Below are 21,306 nucleotides of genomic sequence, written 5' to 3'. Positions count from 1 at the left end.
TTCAGGCGGCCAGACCGGGCACGTTGTCTAGCCTGGCACGCGCGTGCGCCAGTTGCTCGGCATCGAGACGGGCAGCAGCGGTCGCCAGGTAGCGGGCGGCGCTGGCGTGGCCGCTGCGCTCGGCCAGCGCCAGCCAGGTCCAGGCCTGGGTGGCGTCGGCGCGGGCGCCTTGCCCGGTCAGGTACATCAGCCCCAGGTTGAACTGCGCGCGCGCATGGCCCTGGGCGGCGGCCAGCGCGTACCAGTGCAGCGCCTGGGCATAATCCTGCGCCACGCCCTGGCCGTTGTCGTAGCGCAGGCCCAGCGCGAACTGCGCCAGCGTGTGGCCGTGGCGCGCCGCGCGGGCGTACCAGTGACCGGCCTGTTGTGGATCGGGCTGGGGGCCGGGTTGGGGGCCAGATTGCGGGCTGACATCGCGGTCGTACAGCAGCCCAAGGTGGAACTGGGCTGCCGCGTAGTCCTGCTCGGCGGCGCGGCGGTACCAGGCTTGCGCCTGGCGCAGGTCGTGCGGCGCACCGCGTGCCGTTTCATAGCGCAGACCGAGGTCGAACTGGGCGCGCAGGTGGCCCTGCTCGGCGGCCTTGCGATACCAGTCGGTCGCCGCCTCGGCATCGGCCGGCACGCCGAGGCCGGCGTCGTGCAACTGGGCCAGGTGGTACTGCGCACCGGGAAAATTCTGCGCGGCCGATTTGGCATACCAGGCGTGTGCTTCCAGGTAGTCCTGCGCCACGCCCTGGCCGTGGTGGTAGCGCAGCCCGAGGTTGTTCTGGGCGCCGGCGTGGCCCTTGGCGGCGGCCTTGCGGTACCAGTCGAGCGCCTTGTGTTCGTCGCGCGGCACGCCCTGGCCGTTATCGTAGATCAGGCCCAGGTTGAACTGCGAGCTGGCGTGGTCCTGCTCGGCCGCGCGGCGATACCAGAGGATGGCCTTCTGGCTATCCTGCGCCACGCCGTCGCCCTTGTCGAAGCGCAGCGCCAGGTTGAACTGCGCCGGCGCGTAACCCTGCTCGGCCGCCTTGCGGTACCACGACATGGCCTGCCCCACGTCCGCCATCTCCGGCGTGAGACCCTGGCTGTTCTCGTAGCGCAGGCCCAGCTGGTACTGGGCGCGTGCATAACCCTGCTCGGCGGCCTTGCGGTACCAGTGCAGCGCCTGCACCGGGTCTTGCGGCACGCCCTTGCCGGTGTCATACATCATGCCCAGGTTGTGCTGGGCGCCGGCGTCGCCCTGGCTGGCGGCCTTGCTGAACCAGTGCATGGCCTGGCGCGTGTCGGCCGCCACGCCCTGGCCCCTGGCGTACAGCCAGCCAAGGTTGTACTGGGCGGCGGCATAGCCCTGGCTTGCTGCCAGCTGGTACCAGGCAGCGGCTTCCTGGAAGTCCTGCGCCACGCCCTGCCCTTTCTGGAACATCACGCCCAGGTTGTACTGCGCCTGCGGCATGCCCTGCAACGCGGCCTGGCGGTACCACACCACGGCCAGTTCGTAGCTGGCCGCCACGCCCTGGCCGTTGAAGTACATGAAGCCCAGGCTGTGCTGGGCGGCAGCCACGCCGCGTTCGGCCTGGCCCCTGGTGCGCAGGAATTCCGCCGTGTGCGTGGCCTGGTTCATGCCTGTACAGCGACCAGCACCGGCTGCGCGTGCAGCATGGGCGGCACATCATAGTCCGGCATCAAGCGCACCTGGCCTTGCAGTATCTCGATAAAGCGCGGCAGCGGCACCGGCCGGTGGTACAGGTAGCCCTGCATGGTGGTGCAGCCGTTCGCTTGCAGGTAGCGCGCCTGCACAGCGGTTTCCACGCCTTCGGCCACCAGGTGCAGCCCCAGGCCGCGCGCGATCGAGATGATCGCCAGGATCACCGGGTAGTGGCCGTTTTCGTCGTGGATCTCCTTGACGAACGACTGGTCGATCTTGATGGTGTGGATCGGGAAGCGGTGCAGGTACGACAGCGACGAGTAGCCGGTGCCGAAATCGTCGATCGCCACCGACACGCCCAGTTCGCACAGCTTGTTCAACTGCTCGATGGCGTCCTGCGGGTTGCGGATGCAGATGTTCTCGGTGATCTCCACCTCGATCTGTTCCGGCGCGATGCCGTAGCGGGTGAGCGCGCCGCGCATCTTCTCGAAAAAGTCGCCGCGGTCGAGGTACTGCGGCGACAGGTTCAGCGACAGCTTGACCTGCTCGCCGCCGGCCGCGTTCCAGCGCACCAGGTCGCGGCACAGGGCGCCGAGCATCCAGTCCGAGATCGGCAGCATCAGGCCGTTGTCCTCGGCGAACGGCAAAAACTCGCCGGCCGACAGCACGCCGCGCTGCGGATGGTTCCAGCGCATCAGGCCCTCGGCGCCGACGATGCGCCCGGTGGAGACGTCGATCTGCGGCTGATAGTACATTTCCAGCTGGTTCAGTTCCAGCGCCTGGCGCAGGCTGCGTTCGAGCGCGATCTTCTGGTGCGACACTTCCTGCATCGACTGGTGGTAGAAGGTGTGGCCGTTCTTGCCCAGCGCTTTCACCTGGTACATGGCAATGTCGGCGTGGCGCAGCAGCTCGTCGATGCTCTCGCCATCGTGCGGATAAACGGCGATGCCGATCGAGGCCGAGATGTGCACCTGGTGGCCATCGAGGTCGAACGGCGCTTCCAGGCTGTCGATCAGTTTCTCGGCCACGGCCCGGGCCTCCTGGCGGTCCTGCAATTCCGGCAGCACGATGGTGAATTCGTCGCCGCCCTGGCGCGCCAGCGTATCGCCGCGCCGCAGGCAGTCCTGCAGGCGCCGCGCCACCTGCTGCAGCAGCTCGTCACCCTTGACATGGCCCAGCGTGTCGTTGACCAGCTTGAAGCGATCGAGGTCGATGAACATCACCGCCAGCTCGGCAGCCTTGCGCCTGGCCTGGATCACGGCCAGGCCCAGGCGGTCCTTGAACAGCATGCGGTTGGGCAGGTCGGTGAGGATGTCGTGGTAGGCCTGGTACGAGATCATCTCTTCGGCGCGCTTGCGGTCGGTGATGTCGCGCGCCACGCCGTAGGTGCCATACGTGTCCTGCGGACCGATGGCGTTGGGCGCCATCGAGGTGAGCGTAATGCTGAAGGTGCGGTCGATGCCGTTCTTGCACTTGAGCCGCAGCTCGGCGGTGCGCCCGCCCGTGTCGCTCACGCGACTGCGGACCAGGCCCTGGCGCTCGCCAAAGGCAAAGCGCGCGCGGTCCTGGTCGTCGTCGTGTACCAGCACCGAGTAATGGCGCCCCACCACCTCGTCGCGTTCGAAACCGAGCAGCTGCTGCACGCGGTCGTTGACAAACGTGACGCGGCCATCGGGGGCCAGCGTGTAGATGATGTCGGGCGAGCTGTCCACCAGGTAGCGGTACATCTTTTCCGACGTTTCCAGCTGCGCGGCGATGCGCTCGTTGTCGAGCGCCATGCGGCGCTTTTGCAGCACGTTCTCCACCGTCTTGAGCAGCTCTTCGCGGCCGTACGGCTTGCGCAGGTAGTCGTAGGCGCCGCGTTTGAGGGCGCCAATGGCGGCGTCGATGCCGACTTCACCGCTCATCACCACCACGTCGCCGCCGATGGCGCGCGCGTTCATGAAGTCCATGATGTCGTGGCCGCTCATGTCGGGCAGGCGCAGGTCGAGCAGCACCAGGTCGAACGGTTGCCGCGCCAGGTGGACCAGCGCCTCGGCGCCGGTGGCGGCGGTAAACAGCAGGTAGTCGCCGCCGGCGTGACTGCGCAGTAGCTCGTACAGCGACGACAGCAGGCGCGGTTCGTCATCGACCAGCAGCAGGCGCGGTCTCGAATCGTGGAGGGGGACGACGGGGGTTGGGTCGTCCTGAAAATTCAGGTTCATCATGGCCTTAAACGGAATCCATCAACCGGGGGGTTTGGCCGGCGATGGAACTTGCAACGGAATGAACTGCGGGCAGCAGGATTTCGAACGTGGTGCCGCCCTTGCCGGAACGGCAGGCGATCAGCCCCCCCATCTTGCTCACCAGGCTGTGGACGATCGACAGTCCCAGGCCGTGGTGGGGGCCTTCCTTGTTACTCTTGACGGGGACGAACAGGTTGGCCAGCAGTTCGGCCGACAAACCGGGGCCGGTGTCGGCCACCACCAGTTCCAGGTACAGCTTGCGCTCGCGGTTGACCAGGCCGCGGTTGGCGATCTCGATGCGGCCGCCGTCCGGCATGGCTTCCACCGCGTTCTTGACCAGGTTGACCAGTATCTGCTTGAGCAGGTCGGCGTCGCCTTCGATGGCGCCCGGGCCGTCCTGCGTGCGCACCACCATCTGCACCGAGGCCGGTACGAAACCGGTGGCGCGGAACAGCCGCAGCACGTCGTCCACCACGCCGGCCACCTCGGTGGTCGTGTCCGCGCCCGACGCATCGCCCGGCTGCAGGTCGGCCAGGCCGTTGATCAGCTGGCCCACGCGGTCGATCTCCTCGTTCAGGATCGACAGCTCGCCGACCACCGGTTCGCGCCGCGCCAGCTTGCTGTCGAGGACAGACAGGTAATTCTTGATGATCGACAGTGGGTTGTTTACCTCGTGAACCACGCGGCGCGACGCTTCGCGGTATTGCTCGGCCATTTGCGCCTGCTGGCGCCGCGCGTGACCGCGCTCGGACAGCGCCGACTCCAGCGCGCTGCCGGCCTGGGTGGCGAACGATTGCAGGAAGCGCTCACGCTGCTGGCAGCTGGCCAGTTGCCAGCCCGGCACACCGCCGATCAGCACCCCCAGGCAGCGCTGGCTGGCCACCAGCGGCAGGCATACCAGCGCTTCGCTGCCGAGGATGCGGAACAGCTGTTCTTCGGCCACCGACAGCGGCGCGCCAAGGCCCGCATTCGTGCCGGCGCGGCTGGCATACACGGGCTTGCGGGTGCGCGCCGACTGCGCCACCTGGCCGCCCTGCTGCGGGTCCAGCGCCAGCATGAACTCGGCCAGGCGCCCGGGATGGTTGCCGGTGGCGGTGCCCAGTAGCGCCTGGCCGGTGGGATTGGCCAGCATCACCACTACGTTTTCGAAATCGAACAGGATGCGCGCCGAACGTGTCATGGCGTCGAGCAGGCCGGTCTCGCCATCCTGGCGCGCGAACGTCTGCGCCATCTCGGAGACCAGCATCATGTTGCGCACTTCTTCCGACAGCCGCTGCTGCACCGGATCGACCGGTGGCGGCGGCACGTACGCCGACGGCGCGACGATGTCGTCGGCGCCGGCCAGGTCGATACCGAGGTAGTCGGCCGATGCCTCCACCTGGCGGGCGGCGTTGGCGAGGATGGGTTCGAGCGCGGCATCGTCGATGCCGCACAAGCTGGCCGCATCTTCGATGGCCTCCGGTGCGTCGCCGTGGCAGCACAGCAGGTGCGCCAGGCGCACCATGCGGATCAGGGGATGGGCCGCAGCCAGGCGCGCCACCGGCTCGTGGTGATAGAGCACGCTGTCGGCCAGGAAGGAGTCGAGCTGCCAGCGTTCGATCAGCCAGGCGCCCGCCTCGGCGTGGGTGATTTGCAGGGTGCGCTGCTCGACCGCGCACAGGTCTTCGTCGTCGCGCGCCATGAAGTTGACGGCGTATTCGCGCGGCGCGGTGGCCAGCAGCGCCAGGCGGCCAACGTTGTGCAGCAGGCCGGCCAGGTAGGCTTCCTCGACATGCGGATAGTCCATCTGGCGGGCCAGGTCGCGGGCGATGACGGCCGCGGTGAGCGCGCTTTTCCAGAAAGCGCGCAGGTCGGCGCTGGCAGAATGGGGAAAACTGTTAAAGGTCTGGAACACCGATTCGCTGATCACCAGCGTCTTGATCATGTCGGTGCCGAGCGCCACCAGCGACTGCTCGAGCCCCACCGTGCGGGCGACATTGCCATGACTGTTGCGGTGAAAGGCCGAACTGCTGGCGACCGACAAAATCTTGCTGGCCATGGCAGGATCCTGGGCGATCAGCGCGGCCAGCTCGGGCATGCCGGCGTCGTCGGCCTGCAAATGCTCGATCAGTTTGATCAGTATCTGCGGCATCGCCGGCAAGCGTGCGATCAGCAGCCGGTGGCGGATATCAAGGTCGGGTTGCAGCATCGTCATCTACCAATAATCAAGTCAAACCGGAAACGAATAATGCCGAGAAAGAACTTATATTAGCATAAAGTGTGATAGCAACTTGGCACTTGCAACCCTATCGTGCCGGTGCCGTTATCATTTACCAATGAAAACTTTTATTGTTCCGCGTGGGGTAAGAGAATGCGCCGGTAACGGCGTGCAGTCAACCATAAAACCAGCGCGGAGCCGGTAAGTACCAGTTGTCCGAGTGCTAAAGACAACACCGAGTGCGACAGCGCCGGCGCCATCACGCCAGCGACAATGGCGCCCACCATGGTGGTGGCAAACGACTGGCACGACGCCACCGTGCCGCGAATGTGCGGGAACAGGTCGAGCGCCAGCAGCGTGGCGCCCGGCGCCACGATCGACATGCCGAAGGTATAGAACAGCATCGGCAGCACGGTCCACGGCAGCGCCGGCGGCAGGAACACGTGGTATAGCGTGTTGCACACGGCGGCGGCGATCAGGAAGCAAAAGCCGATGCCGATCTGGCGCGAGAACGAGATCTTGCCGGCGAAGCGGTTGGCCACCAGGGCGCCCAGGAAAATTCCGCTCACCGAGGGAATGAACAGCCAGCCGAACTGGCTCGCGCCCAGGCCCAGCGAATTGGGCAGGAACTCGGGCGCTGCCGCGATGAACAGGAACAGGCCGCCGAAGTTGAGCGCCACCACGCCCGACTTCAGGTGGAACAGCTTGGAGCGCATGATCTCGGCGTAGTTGCGCGCCAGGTGGCGCGGGTTGAACGGCTGGCGCTTATGGACCGGCAAGGTCTCGGGCAGGTTGCGGTAGCAGTAGATAAACAGCAGCACGCTGTAGACCAGCAGCGACAGGAAGATCGCGCGCCAGTCGAACAGCGTGACGATCCAGCCGCCCAAAATCGGCGCAATCGCCGGCGCGATCGAAAAAATCATCGTCACCAGCGACAGCAGCCGCGCAGCAGCCGCATCGGAATACAGGTCGCGGATGATGGCGCGCCCCACCACCACGCCGGCGCCGGCCGAAATGCCCTGCATTACGCGGAACGCCCACAGGTAGGGCACCGAATGAACCGACGCGCAGCCCAGGGTACCGATCGCGAACATCACCAGCGAGACCAGGATGACATTGCGGCGCCCGAACGCATCGGACAGCGCGCCGTGCCACAGCACCATCCCGGCAAAGGCCAGCATGTAGAAGGTGAGGCTTTGCTGCACTTCCAGTGGCGTGGCGCCCAGGGTGGCCTGGATGTTGGGGAACGCCGGCAGGTAGGCATCGATCGAGAACGGCCCGAGCATCGACAGCAGGGCGAGGATCACCGCCAGCGCGGTGGCGCTGAGCACCTTGGGCGTCGATGGCGGTGGCGGCGGGACTTCCTTGACGGGATCGGGGAGGACGTTGTCGGGCGGGGTCGGGTACATATAACGCTTTCCAGGTGAATCAGGCGTGCACCCCTACCCGCAGATCGAAGACTGGGGTCGGACCCCATCCGGGGTCCGACCCCGCCCGGCCCTGCGGGGTTCAACGGCGGCGCAGCAGTGCAGACATCAGATTTCTTTGGGCTTGGCAGCTTCGCGGCGGTTGAAACCAGCCACCATGTCGAAGCGGAACAAACGGCATTCCAGCGCGCCGTTGAAGAACGGCGTCTTGCGCGATTCTTTCAGGCGCAGCATCTTGGGCAGGCCCAGGTCGGCCGTGAACAGGTACACGGTCCAGCCGGCGAAGCGCTGCTTGAGGGTGCCGCTGAAGTCCGAGTAAAAACTCTTGGCCAGTTCGTCCTCGCCCAGCGAACTGTCGCCGCGCACGCCGATCCGCTCGCCGTACGGCGGGTTGGTGAGCATGATGCCCGGCTGCTCGGTCGGCGCTTTCACTTCCTGCGCCTCGATCTGCTTGAGCGGCACGTCGAACATGATGCCGGCCGCGCGCAGGTTGTGGCGTGTCATGGCCACCATGTCGCCCGAAATGTCGGAGCCGAAAATCGTCGGTTCGGTCGGCAGCGGGTTCGGCTTGATGGCGTTTTTCATGTCGTTCCACGGCGCCGGGTCGAAGTCGTTGAAGGCTTCGAAGGCGAACCGGCGACGCGCGCCCGGCGGCACGCCCTGCACCATCTGCGCCGCTTCGCACAGGATGGTGCCGGAGCCGCACATCGGGTCGAACAATGGCATGCCCGGCTTCCAGCCGGCTACGCGCAACAAACCGGCCGCGAGGTTTTCGCGCAGCGGCGCGTCACCGGTTTCTTCGCGCCAGCCGCGCTTGAACAGCGCCTCGCCCGAGGTGTCGAGGTAGATGATGAACTGGTGGGCGTCGAGGAAACCGACGATGCGCATGTCCGGCTCGCGCGTATCGACCGACGGGCGCTTGCTGTACATGTCGCGGAAGCGGTCGCAGATCGCATCCTTGATTTTCAAGGTGGTAAATTCCAGGCTTTTCAACGGCGACTTGACGGCAGTAACATCGACGCGGATGGTGTGGTCGTAGGTGAACCAGTCTTCCCACGATTGCGCCAGTACCAGGTCGTAGATGTCGTTCTCGGTCTTGTAGCCGGTAACGGCCATGCGCATCAACACGCGCGAGGCGATGCGCGAGTGCAGGTTGATGCGGTACGAGTCGATCAGCTCCCCGGAGCAGTGGACGCCGCCGGGCACCTGGTTGTGCACCTTCATGGTGGTGCTTTGCTGGGCGATTTCGCCCAGTTCTTCGGCCAGCGCCGCTTCCATGCCGCGCGGGCATGGGCAAAAATATGAAGCCATAGGGGTACCTTTTATCCGTTAGTAAGTATGGTTGTGCGTGGTCAGAAGGGTTTGACCACCACGAGGATGATGATGGCCAGCAGCAGGAACACCGGCACTTCGTTAAACACGCGGAACCACTTGTGGCTGCGGGTGTTGACGCCCTTCTCGAATTTTTTCAGGATGCGGCCGCACGCATGGTGGTAGCCGACGATCAGCACCACGAACAGCAGCTTGGCGTGCATGAAGCCCGGCATGTGCGCGCCGTACAGCATGTACAACAGGATCGCGCCGAACACGATCGCCGGCACCGCGATCCACATCGAAAAGCGGTACAGCTTGCGCGCCATGAGCAACAGGCGTTCGGTAACGGCGGTATTGGTCTCCATGGCCAGGTTGACGAAAATGCGCGGCAAGTAAAACACGCCCGCCATCCAGGCGATGACGAAGAAGATGTGCAGCGATTTAATCCAGAGCATGGCGATCCTTTAGGGTGACGAGCAGGTTATTGACGGATTTCGCCGTGGCCGAACACGACGTACTTGAGTGAAGTCAGGCCCTCGAGCCCCACCGGGCCGCGCGCATGCAGCTTGTCGTTGGAGATGCCGATCTCCGCACCGAGGCCATACTCGAAGCCGTCCGCAAAGCGGGTGGACGCGTTGATCATGACGGAGGCCGAATCGACTTCGCGCAGGAAACGCATGCCGGCGCTGTAGTCTTCGGTGATGATCGATTCGGTGTGCTTGGACGAGTACTGGCTGATGTGGTCCATCGCCTCGTCGATGCCGTCGACGATTTTCACGGCCAGGATCGCGGCCAGGTATTCGGTGGACCAGTCTTCCTCGGTGGCTGCGGCCAGGTGCGGGTAGCCGGCCAGGATGGCAGCGGCGTCGGCGTCGGCGCGCAGCTCCACTTCTTTGGTGGCGTACAGCTTGGCCAGTTCCGGCAGCACCCTGGCCGCGATGGTGCGCGCGACCAGCAGGGTTTCCATGGTGTTGCAGGTGCCGTAGCGGTGGCACTTGGCATTGAAGCCGATATCGACCGCCTTTTGCAGGTCGGCCTTGTCGTCGATGTAGACGTGGCAGATGCCGTCGAGGTGCTTGATCATCGGCACCGTGGCTTCTTCCATCAGGCGCGCAATCAGCCCCTTGCCGCCGCGCGGCACGATCACGTCCACGTATTGCGGCATGGTGATCAGGGCGCCTACGGCGGCGCGGTCGGTGGTGTCCACCACCTGCACGGCGTTTTCCGGCAGGCCGGCGCCCAGCAAGCCTTCCTTGACCAGCTGCGCCAGCGCGCGGTTGCAGTGGATCGCTTCGGAGCCGCCGCGCAGGATGGTGGCGTTGCCGCTCTTGATGCACAGGCCGGCCGCGTCAACCGTGACGTTGGGGCGCGACTCGTAGATGATGCCGATCACGCCGAGCGGCACGCGCATCTGCCCCACCTGGATGCCGCTCGGGCGGAATTTCAGGCCGGAGATTTCACCAATCGGGTCGGGCAGCGCGACGATCTGGCGCAGGCCCTCGACCATGGTGGCAATCGCCTTGTCGGACAGCGCCAGGCGGTCGAGCATGGCCGGGGCCAGGCCGTTGGCGGCGGCGGCATCCATGTCGAGCCGGTTGGCCGCGCGCAGGGCATCGGCCTCGCGCTCGATGCCGTCGGCAATCAGCGTGAGCGCACGGTTGCGGGTGGCGCTGTCGGCACGGGCCATGGCGCGCGAAGCCTTGCGCGCCTGCTGGCCCAGTTGTTCCATGTAATGCTTGATGTCGAGCTTCGTGTCCATGTTTGTCCCGTTTCGATTCTTTTTAGCCGCGCGCGACTTTGAGCCCCAGCTGCAGCATGGCATCCCACGCATCGCCACTGTGATTCTTCGCGCGCAGGCCCTTGATCATCTTGTCCACCTGCGCGGCGTCCTTCATGGCCGCTTCCAGTGTGGCCAGTGAAATGCGCCGCAGCGCCGGGTCCATCATGCGCTCCTTCGGACCCCAGATACGGTATTCCTTGAGCAGCGCACCGAGCGGCCGGCCTTGCGCCATGCCCGACTTGAGCTTGAGCAGCGTGCGGATTTCTTCCGACACCGCCCACAGCACCAGCGGCAGCGCCTCGCCCTCGCCCTTCAGGCCTTCGAGCATGCGCATTAGGCGGGCGGGGTCGCCCATCAGCATCGCTTCGCTCAGTTTGAACACGTCGTAGCGCGCCACGTTGAGCACGGCGTCGTGCACCTGCTCGTAGGTGAGCTTGCCCGGTTCGTGCAGCAGGGCGAGCTTCTGGATTTCCTGGTGGGCCGCCAGCAGGTTGCCTTCCACGCGATCGGCGATGAAGTCGATGCTTTGCCGGTCCGCGCTCTGCCCTTGTGCGGCAAGGCGCTGGCCTATCCAGTTGGGCAACTGCGCCCGTTCGATTTGCGCGATGTCGATGTACACCGCCGCCTGTTGCAACGCCCCCACCCACGCCGCCTTCTGGGTTTGCCAGTCGAGCTTGGGCAGGGTAATCAGCGTCAGATTATCGGGGCTCAGATCTTTTACATACGCTTGCAGCGCAGCGCCGCCATCCTTGCCCGGTTTGCCGGTGGGGATGCGCAGCTCGATCAGCTTTTTATCGCCGAATAGCGACAGCGCCTGGTTGGCCGCCAGCAGTTCGCCCCACTTGAAGCTGCGCTCCACGGTCAACACGTCGCGCTCGGAGTAACCCTGCGCGCGCGCGGTGCGGCGGATCTTGTCGGCCGCTTCCAGCGCCAGCAGGTGCTCGTCGCTGGTGATGACGTACAGCTGCGACAGCGACTTGTTCAGGTGGCCGTCGAGCGCGTCCAGGCGCAATTGCATGGTGCCGCCTTACAGGATCGGCACGGCAGGCGCGGCCGACGGATCCTGCGGCGCCGGGCCCGGTGCGGGCACCGACATGCGCGTGGTTTTCACGGCTGCCATGCGCCGCATCATCTGCTGCACCAGGTCGGTTTGCATGTCGCGATACAGCAACGCTTCTTCCTGCTCCTTGGCCAGCAACTGGGTTTCGTTGAAGTCGATCGGACGGCTCAGCGCAATCGTGGTGGGGCCCAGCAGCTCGGCGCCCTGGCGGTCGAGCACGCGGAACACGATCGTGTATTGCAGCAGGTACTGGCGCACGCGGCCATTGCTGTTCAACGACAGAATGGTCTTGGTCTTGGTAGTTTCCGGGTTGGACAGCACTTCGACCACGCCGTCGGCATCTTTCGGGTTGTTCACCACGGTGGTGTTGCCGTTGACGCGGATGTTGCGCTTCAAGTCAATCGCCAGTGGCGACGACTCCGGCAATCCGATGTACATGGTCGGGAACGGCAGCGTGTAATGGCCGCCGTCGCCGCGCAGGTGGAAGCCGCAGGCGGACAACGAGGTTGCCACTACAGCTGCCAGCAGCAGCGCCTTGCCGGCCGCGCGGCCACGTCGGAACAGGGTCGTCGTCATGGGGTTCTCTCTTTACACTACGATATTGATCAGTTTGCCCGGCACGACGATGATCTTTTTCGGCGTCCCTTCGATGAACTTCTGCACCGCCTCGTTGGCCAGCGCCAGCGCCTCGATGCTGGCCTTGTCGGCGCCCTTGGCCACGACCACGCTGCCGCGCAGCTTGCCGTTCACCTGGATCATCATCTCGATCTCGGACTGTTCCAGTGCGGCCGGATCGACCTGCGGCCATGGCGCATTGAGGATGTCGCCTTCGTAGCCCAGTTCCGCCCACAGCACGTGGGTGATGTGCGGCGCGACCGGGTTGAGCAGGCGCAGGAAGATCGCGTAGCCTTCGGCCATCACGCCGGCTTCCACGTCCTTGGCCGCTTCGATCGTGTTGAGCATCTTCATGCAGGCCGACACCACGGTGTTGTACTGGATGCGCTTGATGTCGTAGTCGGCCTGCTGCAGCAGCTTGTGCAGCTCGCGGCGCAGGGTTTTGCCGGCGTCGGTGGCAGCTTTTGCGGTCAATGGTGAACCGGCAGCCTTGATGGCGGCCTGCTGCGCATAGCCGAACGCCCACACCCGGCGCAGGAAGCGGTTGGCGCCTTCCACGCCGCTGCCCGACCATTCCAGCGTTTGCTCCGGCGGCGAGGCGAACATGGTAAACAGGCGCGCGGTGTCGGCGCCGTATTGTTCGATCTGCGCTTGCGGGTCGATGCCGTTGTTTTTCGACTTCGACATTTTTTCGGTGCCGCCGATGTGGACCGGCTGCTGGTCGTCGCGCAGGATCGCCGCTTGCGGGCGGCCCTTGTCGTCCACCGTCAGGTCGACGTCGGCCGGGTTGAACCAGGTCTTCTTGCCAGCGGCGTCTTCGCGGAAGTAGGTTTCGTTCAGGACCATGCCCTGGGTGAGCAGGTTGGTGAACGGCTCGTCGAATTTGACCAGGCCGAAGTCGCGCATGACCTTGGTCCAGAAGCGCGCGTACAGCAGGTGCAGCACGGCGTGCTCGATGCCGCCGATGTACTGGTCCATCGGCATCCAGTAGTCGTTGCGTTCATCAACCATGCTGTTGGCGCCTGGCGAGGTATAGCGCATGTAGTACCACGACGAATCCACAAAAGTATCCATGGTGTCGGTCTCGCGCCGCGCCGGTTTGCCGCACTGCGGGCAGTCGCATTTCAGGAACGCTTCGTACTTGTTGAGCGGGTTGCCGCTGCCGTCCGGTACGCAGTCTTCCGGCAGCACCACCGGCAGGTCTTTTTCCGGCACCGGCACCGAACCGCAGTCCGGGCAATTGATCATCGGGATCGGCGTGCCCCAGTAGCGCTGGCGCGAAATGCCCCAGTCGCGCAGGCGGAACGTGATCTTCTTCTCGCCCAGGCCACGGGCCTCCATGTCGGCGGCAACGGCTTCGACGGCGTCGGCGTAATTCAGTCCATCGTACTTGCCCGAGTTGGTGACGATCGAAATGCTCTTGTCGCCGTACCACTCCTGCCAGGCGGCGTCCGAGAATTCCTGGCCTTCGGCGCGAATCACCTGCTTGATGGCGAGGTTGTATTTTTTGGCAAACGCAAAGTCGCGCTCGTCGTGCGCCGGTACGCCCATCACGGCGCCGTCGCCGTAGGTCATCAGGACGTAGTTACCGACCCATACCTCGACCTGCTCGCCGGTCAGCGGATGGGTGACGAACAGGCCGGTGGGCATGCCCTTCTTTTCCATCGTGGCCATGTCGGCTTCGATCACGGATCCCAGCTTGCACTCGGCGTTGAAGGCGGCCAGTTCCGGGTTGGTGTGCGCGGCGTGCACGGCCAGCGGGTGCTCGGCAGCGACGGCGCAGAAGGTCACGCCCATCACGGTGTCGGGGCGGGTGGTAAACACGTACAGCTTGCCCTCGCCGATCAGGGCGCCATCGGCGTCTTTGATCTGGTGCGGGAAGGCGAAGCGCACGCCGGTCGATTTGCCGATCCAGTTGGCCTGCATGATGCGCACGCGCTCGGGCCAGCCCGGCAGCTTGTCGTCGACATAGCCGAGCAGTTCATCGGCGTAGTCGGTAATGCGCGCGTAGTACATCGGGATTTCGCGTTTTTCAATCGCCGCGCCCGAGCGCCAGCCACGGCCGTCGATGACCTGCTCGTTGGCCAGCACGGTCTGGTCGATCGGATCCCAGTTCACGGTACCGGTCTTCTTGTAGATGATGCCTTTTTCGAGCATCTTGAGGAACATCCACTGGTTCCACTTGTAGTACTCGGGCTTGCACGCCGTCATCTCGCGCGACCAGTCGATGGCCAGGCCCATCAGCTCCATCTGCGCGCGCATGTGGGCAATGTTCGAGTAGGTCCACTGCGCCGGCGGCACGTTATTGGCCATCGCCGCGTTTTCCGCCGGCATGCCGAACGCATCCCAGCCCATCGGCATGAGCACGTTGTAGCCGTTCATGCGCAGGTAGCGGTACATCACGTCGTTGATCGTATAGTTGCGCACGTGGCCCATGTGCAGCTTGCCCGAAGGGTAAGGCAGCATCGAACAGGCGTAATACTTACCCTTGGGGAAACGCGGGTCGTGCTCGACCGCCTTGTAGGCGTCGATGGCTTTCCAATGGGATTGCGCTGCGGTTTCTACGTCGGCGTGACTATATTTATCTTGCATGATGGTGTGCGGCCAGAGTTGACTATGAACCGGACATTATACCGTTTGAAACGCCCGGATTGCCCACTCTGCCCATAATCCACGGATGACGCCGCAGTCTCAGCGCTGCGCGAACGCCGCCCGCGCCCGCATGATCTCGCCGTAATGGGTCTCGGCCCAGATCCACACGCCGCAAAAGGCCGCGCCCAGGCTCTCGCCCAGCGGCGTGAGCGTGTAATCAACGTGAGGCGGTATCACCGGGTGGACCGTGCGATGCACCAGGCCGTCGCGTTCCATATGGCGCACGGTTTGCGTCAGCATTTTCTGGCTGATGCCGGTCACCGCCTTGCGCAGCTGCGTGTAGCGCAGCGTGCCGCCAGCATGCAGGGCTTCGAGGATCAGCATGGTCCAGCGGTCGGCCACCTGGCCGATGATGTCCTGTACCAGCGCCTCGATGGCGGGATCGACCTGCTCGGGCGCCGGTTCGCGGCGGCGTTGTTCAATCACGGGGTCAGGTTCGGCTCGCAACATATGACTTTGACACTCTCTTTCAGGTGTGTATAAATCTTTTGGGTGCCTACTTTATCATCGTGCCCGTCCTTTGTACACTGGTCCCACTTTTACAGGAGGACTGACCATGAAATCGACTGGCAACACCATCTTGATCACCGGCGGCGGCAGCGGCATCGGCGAGGCGCTGGCCCATCGCCTGCACGACCTCGGCAACACCATCATCATCGCCGGCCGCAGGCTCGAGGTCCTGCAGCAGTCGGCCGCCGGCCGCGCCAACATCGTGCCGGTGCAGTTCGACGCCGACAGCACCGACTCGATCGAGGCGTTTGCGCGCCAGGTCGTGGCCGACCATCCCGCACTCAATGTGCTGGTCAACAACGCCGGCGTGATGCGCTTCGAAGACGTGACCGCGCGACGCGACCTGGCCGATGCCGAGGCGACGATTACCACCAACCTGCTCGGTCCGATCCGCCTGATCAACGCGCTGATCGACCACCTGCGCCAGCAGCAGGACGCGGCGATCATCAACACCACATCGGGCCTGGCCTTTGTGCCGCTGCTGACCACGCCCACCTACAACGCCACCAAGGCGGCGCTGCACTCGTACACGGTGAGCTTGCGCGAAGTGTTGAAGGGCTCGGTGGAAGTGATCGAACTGGCGCCGCCAGCCGTGCAGACCGACCTGACGCCGGGCCAGTCCACGCGCGAAGGCTACCAGCCGCTCGACGACTACGCCGACGAAGTGCTCAGCCTGTTGACCGCCAGCCCTACCCCGGCCGAGGTACTGGTCAAGCGCGTGCTGTTCCTGCGCAACGCTGAAAAGGAAAACCTCTACGAGCAAACGCTGGCAACGCTGAACAGCCACTAAAAAAACCTTCCGTTTTTACAATCACCAGCCCTTTTTTCATGCCAAGATGGTGTTTTAACATCGACGGGAGACGAACATGATCAAGGGACTGCGGACGGTGGTGTACCCGGTGGACGACCTGGCGGCGGCGCGCGACTGGTATGCCAGGGCATTCGAGACGGCGCCGTATTTCGATGAGCCGTTTTACGTGGGTTTCGCCATCGGCGGCTTCGAGCTGGGAATGATTCCCGCCGATAAGTTCAAGGCGGCCAAGGCGGGCAGCATGGTGTACTGGGGCGTCGATGATATCGAGGCCGAAACCGACCGCCTGGTGGGCCTCGGCGCCACCGTGCACGGCGCCATCGAGGATGTCGGGGAAGGTATCCAGACCGTGGAACTGGCCGACCCGTTCGGCAATTTGCTGTGCCTGATCCTCAACCCGCACTTCGACCCGGCGGCGGTTCGCTGAGACCGATACCCGTGGTTTGTGGCAAACTACGCCCCTTTGCCATAAGAATGAGGTAGTCATGTCCCGCCGTAACGCCAATCTGATCAAGTCGCCCGAGCAAATCGTCCTGGCGCGGGTGGCCGCCCAACTGGCGGCCGACGTGCTGACCATGATCGGCCCGCACATCAAAGCCGGCGTGACCACGGCCTACCTCGACCAGCTGTGCAACGACTACATCGTCAATGTGCAGAAAGTCACGCCTGCCAACGTCGGCTACGGTGGCTTCCCGGCCACCGTGTGCAGCTCGGTCAACCAGGTGGTGTGCCACGGCATTCCGTCAGACACCGAAATTTTGAAGGATGGCGACATCATCAACATCGACGTCGCCGTCATCAAGGACGGCTGGCACGGCGACACCAGCCGCATGTATTACGTGGGCGAACCGTCGAAGGCCGCGCGCAAGCTGGTGGAAACCACGTATGCGGCCATGTGGGCCGGCATACGCGCCGTCAAGCCGCGCGCAACGCTCGGCGACGTCGGTTTTGCGATCCAGACCGTGGCGGAAAAAGCCGGTTACAGCGTGGTGCTCGATTACTGCGGCCACGGCATCGGCATGACCTACCACGAAGACCCGCAGGTGACCCACTACGGCCGTCCCGGCCAGGGGCTGGTCCTGAAACCCGGCATGTTGTTTACCATCGAGCCGATGATCAACGCCGGCCGCGCCGCGACAAAGGAACTCGACGACGGCTGGACCGTGGAAACGCGCGACCAGTCGCTGTCGGCGCAGTGGGAACACATGGTGACGGTCACCGAGACCGGCTTCGAGGTGCTGACCCTGGCGCCCGGCGAAACCGGCGCCAAGGGCGATATTCCGATCGTCGGCTGAGTTTATAACCCGCACGGCCAGGACGCGACATGCAGGCGTCAACTCTTGGGGTCGGACCCGACCGGGTCCGACCCCAGCCTGGCCGTGCGGGTTTACTTAAGCGTGAGCTTCAGCGCCGGCTTCTCGCCGTAGTCGTCATAGCGGTCGTTGATGCCGGCCACGCAGTAGCTGACCTCTTCCAGCAACTCCGGCGCGGCCACCTTCACAGCGGCCGAGTCGGTGATGACGATTTCCAGCACTTCGCTCGGCTTGAGCTTGAACTTGCTCATGTTGTCGTCGTCGCGCAGGTAGCTCAGGCAGTCGATCCAGGCATCCATGGTGTTGCCGTAGCTGTCGGGAAAACCCAGTGCCGCCTTGCAGGCCGCATGGAAGCTTGCGGCATCAAGGATTGCTGCGCCGTTCAGTTGTGCGGTTGCCATGATTTATTCTCTGTTTTTCCGGGATCGGTCACGAAACCCAGTTTGGTTAAGCCATGCGTTTGCGCAGCGGCCATCACCTGCGCCACCACTTCGTAGCGGGTGTCCTTGTCGGCGCGCAGTTGCAGCTCGGGCTGCACGTCCAGTTTGGCCGCCTCCGCCAGGCGCTGCTCGAGCGCCTTGGGCGCCACTGGCTCGTTATTCCAGTACACCTGGCCCTTGGCGTCGATGGCCACCGTGACCGTGGTGGCCGGCGCCGGCGGGGCAGATGGCGCCTGCGCCTTGGGCAGCTCCAGCTGAACCGAACTGGTCCACACCGGCGCGCCGAGGATGAAAATCACCAACAGCACCAGCATCACGTCCACCATCGGCGTGACATTGATATCGGCCATGGGGCCGGGCTGGCGATGGTGGTTGAAGGCGCCGAAGCTCATTTTTTGACCAGGTACGCGTGCAGGTCATGGGCGAAAGCGTCGAGCTCGGCCAGGGTCAGCCGGTTGACGCGGTTGAAGCCGTTATACGCCAGCACGGCGGGAATGGCCACGGTCAGGCCCACGGCGGTCATCACCAGCGCCTCGCCCACCGGGCCGGCAACCTTGTCGAGCTGCATGGCGCCGCTGGTGGAGATATTGGCCAGCGCATGGTAAATCCCCCACACCGTGCCCAGCAGCCCGACAAACGGCGCGGTGGCGCCGATCGAGGCCAGCACGGTCAGGCCGCCTTCGAGGCGGTTGGTGGAATGCTGGATAGCCGCGCGCAGCACGCGCGTGATCTGCGCCGAGCGGTCCATCTCGCCACCCAAGGTGGGATGGTCGGGCACGACCAGTTGCGCCGCGCCCTGCAGCGCCAGCGGCACAAAGATTTTTTCCGGATCGGCCAGGCTTAGCGTGGCCACGCCGTCGGCCATGGTGGGCGCATTCCAGAATGCCTGCACGGCCGGCGCACTGCGGCGGATGCGCACCGCGCCATACAGCTTGGCCAGGATGAAGAACCAGCTCACCAGCGACATCGCCAGCAGCGCCAGCGCGACCGCGTGGCTGACCGCATCGGCCTGCGCCCAGAAGTGCGATACCGAGAAGTTGGACACTTGGCCGTTCACGCGAGCTTAGCCGTTCAGGGACAGCACGTCATACATGTCGAACAGGCCGGTCGGCTTGTCGGCCAGGAAGCGGCAGGCGCGCAGCGCGCCGTGGGCGTAGGTGACACGGCTGCTCGATTTATGGCTGATTTCGATGCGTTCGCCGATGCCGGCAAACAGCACCGTATGGTCGCCGACGATGTCGCCGCCACGGATGGTGGCAAAGCCGATCGACGACGGGTCGCGCTCGCCGGTCACGCCTTCGCGCGCGAACACGCCGCATTCCTTCAGGTCGCGGCCGAGCGCGTCGGCAATGACTTCGCCCATTTTCAGCGCAGTGCCCGACGGGGCGTCCACCTTGAAGCGGTGATGGGCTTCGACCACCTCGATGTCGTAACCGGTGGACAGCGCCTTGGCTGCCTGTTCGAGCAGCTTCATGGTGACGTTGACGCCCACGCTGAAGTTGGGCGAGAACACGATCGCGGTTTTCTTGGCCGCTGCGGCAATCGCCGCCTTGCCGGCCTCGTCGAAACCGGTGGTGCCGATCACCAGCTTGATGCCGTGCTCGGCGCAATAGGCCAGGTGTTCGAGCGTGCCTTCGGGGCGGGTGAAGTCGATCAGGTACCGGGCACCGGCCAGGCCGCGCGCCAGGTCCGATTCCACGATCACGCCGGCCGGCTGGCCGAGGAAGGCGGCGGCATCTTCGCCGATGCCGGGCGCGCCGGCGTGGTTGACGGCGCCAGCCAGGCGGGCGTCGTCGGCCTGCTGGACGGCTTCGATCAGGATGCGGCCCATGCGGCCACCGGCGCCGGCAATGGCGATATTCATCTCGGTCATGCGGTTTCCTTGCTGGTTACGCTTATTTTGTCACGCCCACGCCCACCGGCGCGGCATTGGCCTTGTCGCTGCCCGCTGGCAGCGGCGCGGTGGCCGGGGCCGGCTTGTTCTCGGGCGCGTCCGGATCTTTCTTTATTTTGGGGGCCGGACCGGCAATGCGGGCAATGTATTCTTTTTCGGTCGGCAGGTTGCCGCCTTCCCAACGCTCGACCTTGCCGTCCTTGTCGAAGAACACGATTACGCGGCTGGTGGTGATTTCGCCGCTGCCCTTGGCCATGCGGAACGCGTAGTCCCAGCGGTTGGCGTGGAACGGGTCGGCCAGCAGCGCAGTGCCGAAGATGAAGCGGACCTGGTCGCGCGTCATGCCCACCTTGAGCTGGTTGAGCATTTCTTCGGAGACGAAGTTACCTTGCTGGATGTCGGGACGATACGGCGAGAAGAACCACATGAAGCGTTGCAGCTTGGTGATGGTGGTGGTCTGTGCGCCCTTGCTGGCGTCCAGCGTCGGCTCGGTGTCCTTGACCTGGTTCGATCTCTCGCCCAGCGTGGTTTTGGAGGCGCAGCCACCCAGCGCTGCGGCCAGCACCACACATGCGACCACCTTGGAAGTAGAACCGTGCAACAACGACTGCGATAAAGCCTGGGTGACGCGCATAAATGTCCTCAATCTGGTCAAGCGGAATGCCAAAAAACGCCATATCATAAAGCACAATCCCTGATATGTCCTTGTTTTGCAAGGCGCGAGTGTAAAAGTTTGCAAATGCCAAAAAACCGCCGGCGCCGCAAGATGGCGGCGGATTGTATGCGGCGCGGCGCGGAGTGCGTTAAACTACGGGCTAGCTAATCGCCAACCAGAATAGAGTGTCCACTATGGGAAATAATCCAACCGATCTGAAGGCCAGCGGCCTGAAAGCCACGCTGCCTCGCCTCAAAATCCTGGACATCTTCCAGACCAGCGACGTGCGCCACCTGACCGCCGAGGATGTCTACAAGATCCTGCTGGCCGACAATATGGACGTGGGCCTGGCCACCGTCTACCGCGTGCTGACCCAGTTCGAACAGGCTGGCTTGCTTAACCGCAATCATTTCGAAACCGGCAAGGCGATCTTCGAGCTCAACGCCGGCTCGCACCACGACCACCTGGTGTGCCTCGATTGCGGCCGCGTCGAAGAGTTTTACGACGAAGCCATCGAAGAGCGCCAGAACGCGATTGCCAAGGAACGCGGCTTCAGCATTGCCGAGCATGCTCTCGCCATCTATGGTAATTGCACCAAAGTCGCCTGCCCCCATCGTCCTTGATTTACCCCCCAAAACCGGGGTCGGGCCCCCGACCGGGGCCCCCCCCACGGTAAGCCCCGCGGGGGAAAAAAGAAAGCCCCCCCCAGACCCCGCACCAGCACGCTGCCCCCGGAACCCCCCCCGCAACCCCGGGACCGGGGCGCAAAATACCCACCCCCCA

At 64.4% G+C, this 21,306-nt stretch carries 20 protein-coding genes; 4 read left to right on the top strand and 16 right to left on the bottom strand.

The window, feature by feature from the left end:
• Position 1: 1 nt before the first annotated feature.
• From J2X54_RS12815 to J2X54_RS12765, 11 genes are all read right to left on the bottom strand, one after another.
• Entirely contained in the window at positions 2-1,606 is a 1,605-nt protein-coding gene (locus J2X54_RS12815; protein ID WP_310181207.1) for an SEL1-like repeat protein, read from the bottom strand.
• The gene (locus tag J2X54_RS12810) at positions 1,603-3,837 is read right to left on the bottom strand and encodes an EAL domain-containing protein (RefSeq protein ID WP_084640729.1); all 2,235 of its coding nucleotides are present in this window, start codon (positions 3,835-3,837) and stop codon (positions 1,603-1,605) included. Before J2X54_RS12810 ends, J2X54_RS12815 begins: the two co-directional genes overlap by 4 nt.
• 4 nt (positions 3,838-3,841) lie before the next feature.
• Positions 3,842-6,043 (bottom strand): HDOD domain-containing protein, encoded by a 2,202-nt coding sequence (locus J2X54_RS12805; protein ID WP_310182063.1) that lies wholly within the window; start codon positions 6,041-6,043, stop codon positions 3,842-3,844.
• Positions 6,044-6,180: 137 nt separating this feature from the next.
• Positions 6,181-7,461, bottom strand: a complete 1,281-nt coding sequence (locus J2X54_RS12800; RefSeq protein WP_208600051.1) for a multidrug effflux MFS transporter — start codon at positions 7,459-7,461, stop codon at positions 6,181-6,183.
• Positions 7,462-7,587: 126 nt separating this feature from the next.
• Positions 7,588-8,790: a class I SAM-dependent RNA methyltransferase gene (locus J2X54_RS12795; RefSeq protein ID WP_371851794.1), complete on the bottom strand. Its 1,203-nt coding sequence runs from the start codon at positions 8,788-8,790 to the stop codon at positions 7,588-7,590.
• 41 nt (positions 8,791-8,831) lie between these two features.
• Entirely contained in the window at positions 8,832-9,248 is a 417-nt protein-coding gene (locus tag J2X54_RS12790) for a CopD family protein (protein WP_070249174.1), read from the bottom strand.
• A 26-nt stretch (positions 9,249-9,274) separates the two neighbouring features.
• Complete coding sequence (locus tag J2X54_RS12785; RefSeq protein WP_310181201.1) at positions 9,275-10,552, bottom strand: glutamate-5-semialdehyde dehydrogenase; 1,278 nt, start codon at positions 10,550-10,552, stop codon at positions 9,275-9,277.
• Positions 10,553-10,574: 22 nt separating this feature from the next.
• Positions 10,575-11,591: a DNA polymerase III subunit delta gene (gene holA / locus J2X54_RS12780; protein ID WP_310181199.1), complete on the bottom strand. Its 1,017-nt coding sequence runs from the start codon at positions 11,589-11,591 to the stop codon at positions 10,575-10,577.
• Between the two features lie 9 nt (positions 11,592-11,600).
• Positions 11,601-12,209: an LPS assembly lipoprotein LptE gene (lptE, locus tag J2X54_RS12775; RefSeq protein WP_310181196.1), complete on the bottom strand. Its 609-nt coding sequence runs from the start codon at positions 12,207-12,209 to the stop codon at positions 11,601-11,603.
• 12 nt (positions 12,210-12,221) lie between these two features.
• On the bottom strand, positions 12,222-14,840 hold the full coding sequence (leuS, locus tag J2X54_RS12770) for a leucine--tRNA ligase (protein ID WP_310181194.1): 2,619 nt from the start codon (positions 14,838-14,840) through the stop codon (positions 12,222-12,224).
• A gap of 99 nt (positions 14,841-14,939) precedes the next feature.
• On the bottom strand, positions 14,940-15,326 hold the full coding sequence (locus J2X54_RS12765; protein ID WP_310181192.1) for a helix-turn-helix domain-containing protein: 387 nt from the start codon (positions 15,324-15,326) through the stop codon (positions 14,940-14,942).
• 130 nt (positions 15,327-15,456) lie between these two features.
• Here J2X54_RS12765 and J2X54_RS12760 point away from each other — a divergent pair, with 130 nt between their 5' ends.
• The 3 genes from J2X54_RS12760 to map all read left to right on the top strand — a co-directional run bounded on the left by J2X54_RS12760 (position 15,457) and on the right by map (position 17,516).
• Complete coding sequence (locus J2X54_RS12760; protein WP_310181191.1) at positions 15,457-16,200, top strand: SDR family oxidoreductase; 744 nt, start codon at positions 15,457-15,459, stop codon at positions 16,198-16,200.
• Between the two features lie 76 nt (positions 16,201-16,276).
• A complete protein-coding gene (locus J2X54_RS12755; RefSeq protein ID WP_310181189.1) occupies positions 16,277-16,648 on the top strand; it encodes a VOC family protein in 372 nt (123 codons plus the stop codon).
• Between the two features lie 58 nt (positions 16,649-16,706).
• Entirely contained in the window at positions 16,707-17,516 is an 810-nt protein-coding gene (gene map, locus J2X54_RS12750; protein ID WP_070249182.1) for a type I methionyl aminopeptidase, read from the top strand.
• Positions 17,517-17,608: 92 nt separating this feature from the next.
• Here map and J2X54_RS12745 read toward each other — a convergent pair whose 3' ends face one another.
• From J2X54_RS12745 to J2X54_RS12725, 5 genes are read right to left on the bottom strand one after another with little or no spacing between them, the layout of a single operon-like run.
• A complete protein-coding gene (locus tag J2X54_RS12745; RefSeq protein ID WP_310181188.1) occupies positions 17,609-17,935 on the bottom strand; it encodes a barstar family protein in 327 nt (108 codons plus the stop codon).
• Entirely contained in the window at positions 17,917-18,366 is a 450-nt protein-coding gene (locus J2X54_RS12740; protein WP_310181187.1) for a biopolymer transporter ExbD, read from the bottom strand. Before J2X54_RS12740 ends, J2X54_RS12745 begins: the two co-directional genes overlap by 19 nt.
• Positions 18,363-19,031, bottom strand: a complete 669-nt coding sequence (locus J2X54_RS12735; RefSeq protein WP_310181185.1) for a MotA/TolQ/ExbB proton channel family protein — start codon at positions 19,029-19,031, stop codon at positions 18,363-18,365. The genes J2X54_RS12740 and J2X54_RS12735 overlap by 4 nt, the downstream gene beginning before the upstream one ends.
• 6 nt (positions 19,032-19,037) lie before the next feature.
• A complete protein-coding gene (dapB, locus tag J2X54_RS12730; RefSeq protein ID WP_310181183.1) occupies positions 19,038-19,847 on the bottom strand; it encodes a 4-hydroxy-tetrahydrodipicolinate reductase in 810 nt (269 codons plus the stop codon).
• Positions 19,848-19,869: 22 nt separating this feature from the next.
• On the bottom strand, positions 19,870-20,502 hold the full coding sequence (locus J2X54_RS12725; protein WP_070249187.1) for an outer membrane protein assembly factor BamE: 633 nt from the start codon (positions 20,500-20,502) through the stop codon (positions 19,870-19,872).
• A gap of 215 nt (positions 20,503-20,717) precedes the next feature.
• Here J2X54_RS12725 and fur point away from each other — a divergent pair, with 215 nt between their 5' ends.
• On the top strand, positions 20,718-21,146 hold the full coding sequence (gene fur, locus J2X54_RS12720; RefSeq protein WP_310181180.1) for a ferric iron uptake transcriptional regulator: 429 nt from the start codon (positions 20,718-20,720) through the stop codon (positions 21,144-21,146).
• Positions 21,147-21,306: the final 160 nt, after the last annotated feature.

It is taken from the genome of Duganella sp. 3397, assembly GCF_031456625.1.
Lineage (GTDB): Bacteria > Pseudomonadota > Gammaproteobacteria > Burkholderiales > Burkholderiaceae_D > Rugamonas > Rugamonas phyllosphaerae.
This window is presented reverse-complemented; position numbering and strand designations above follow the sequence as displayed.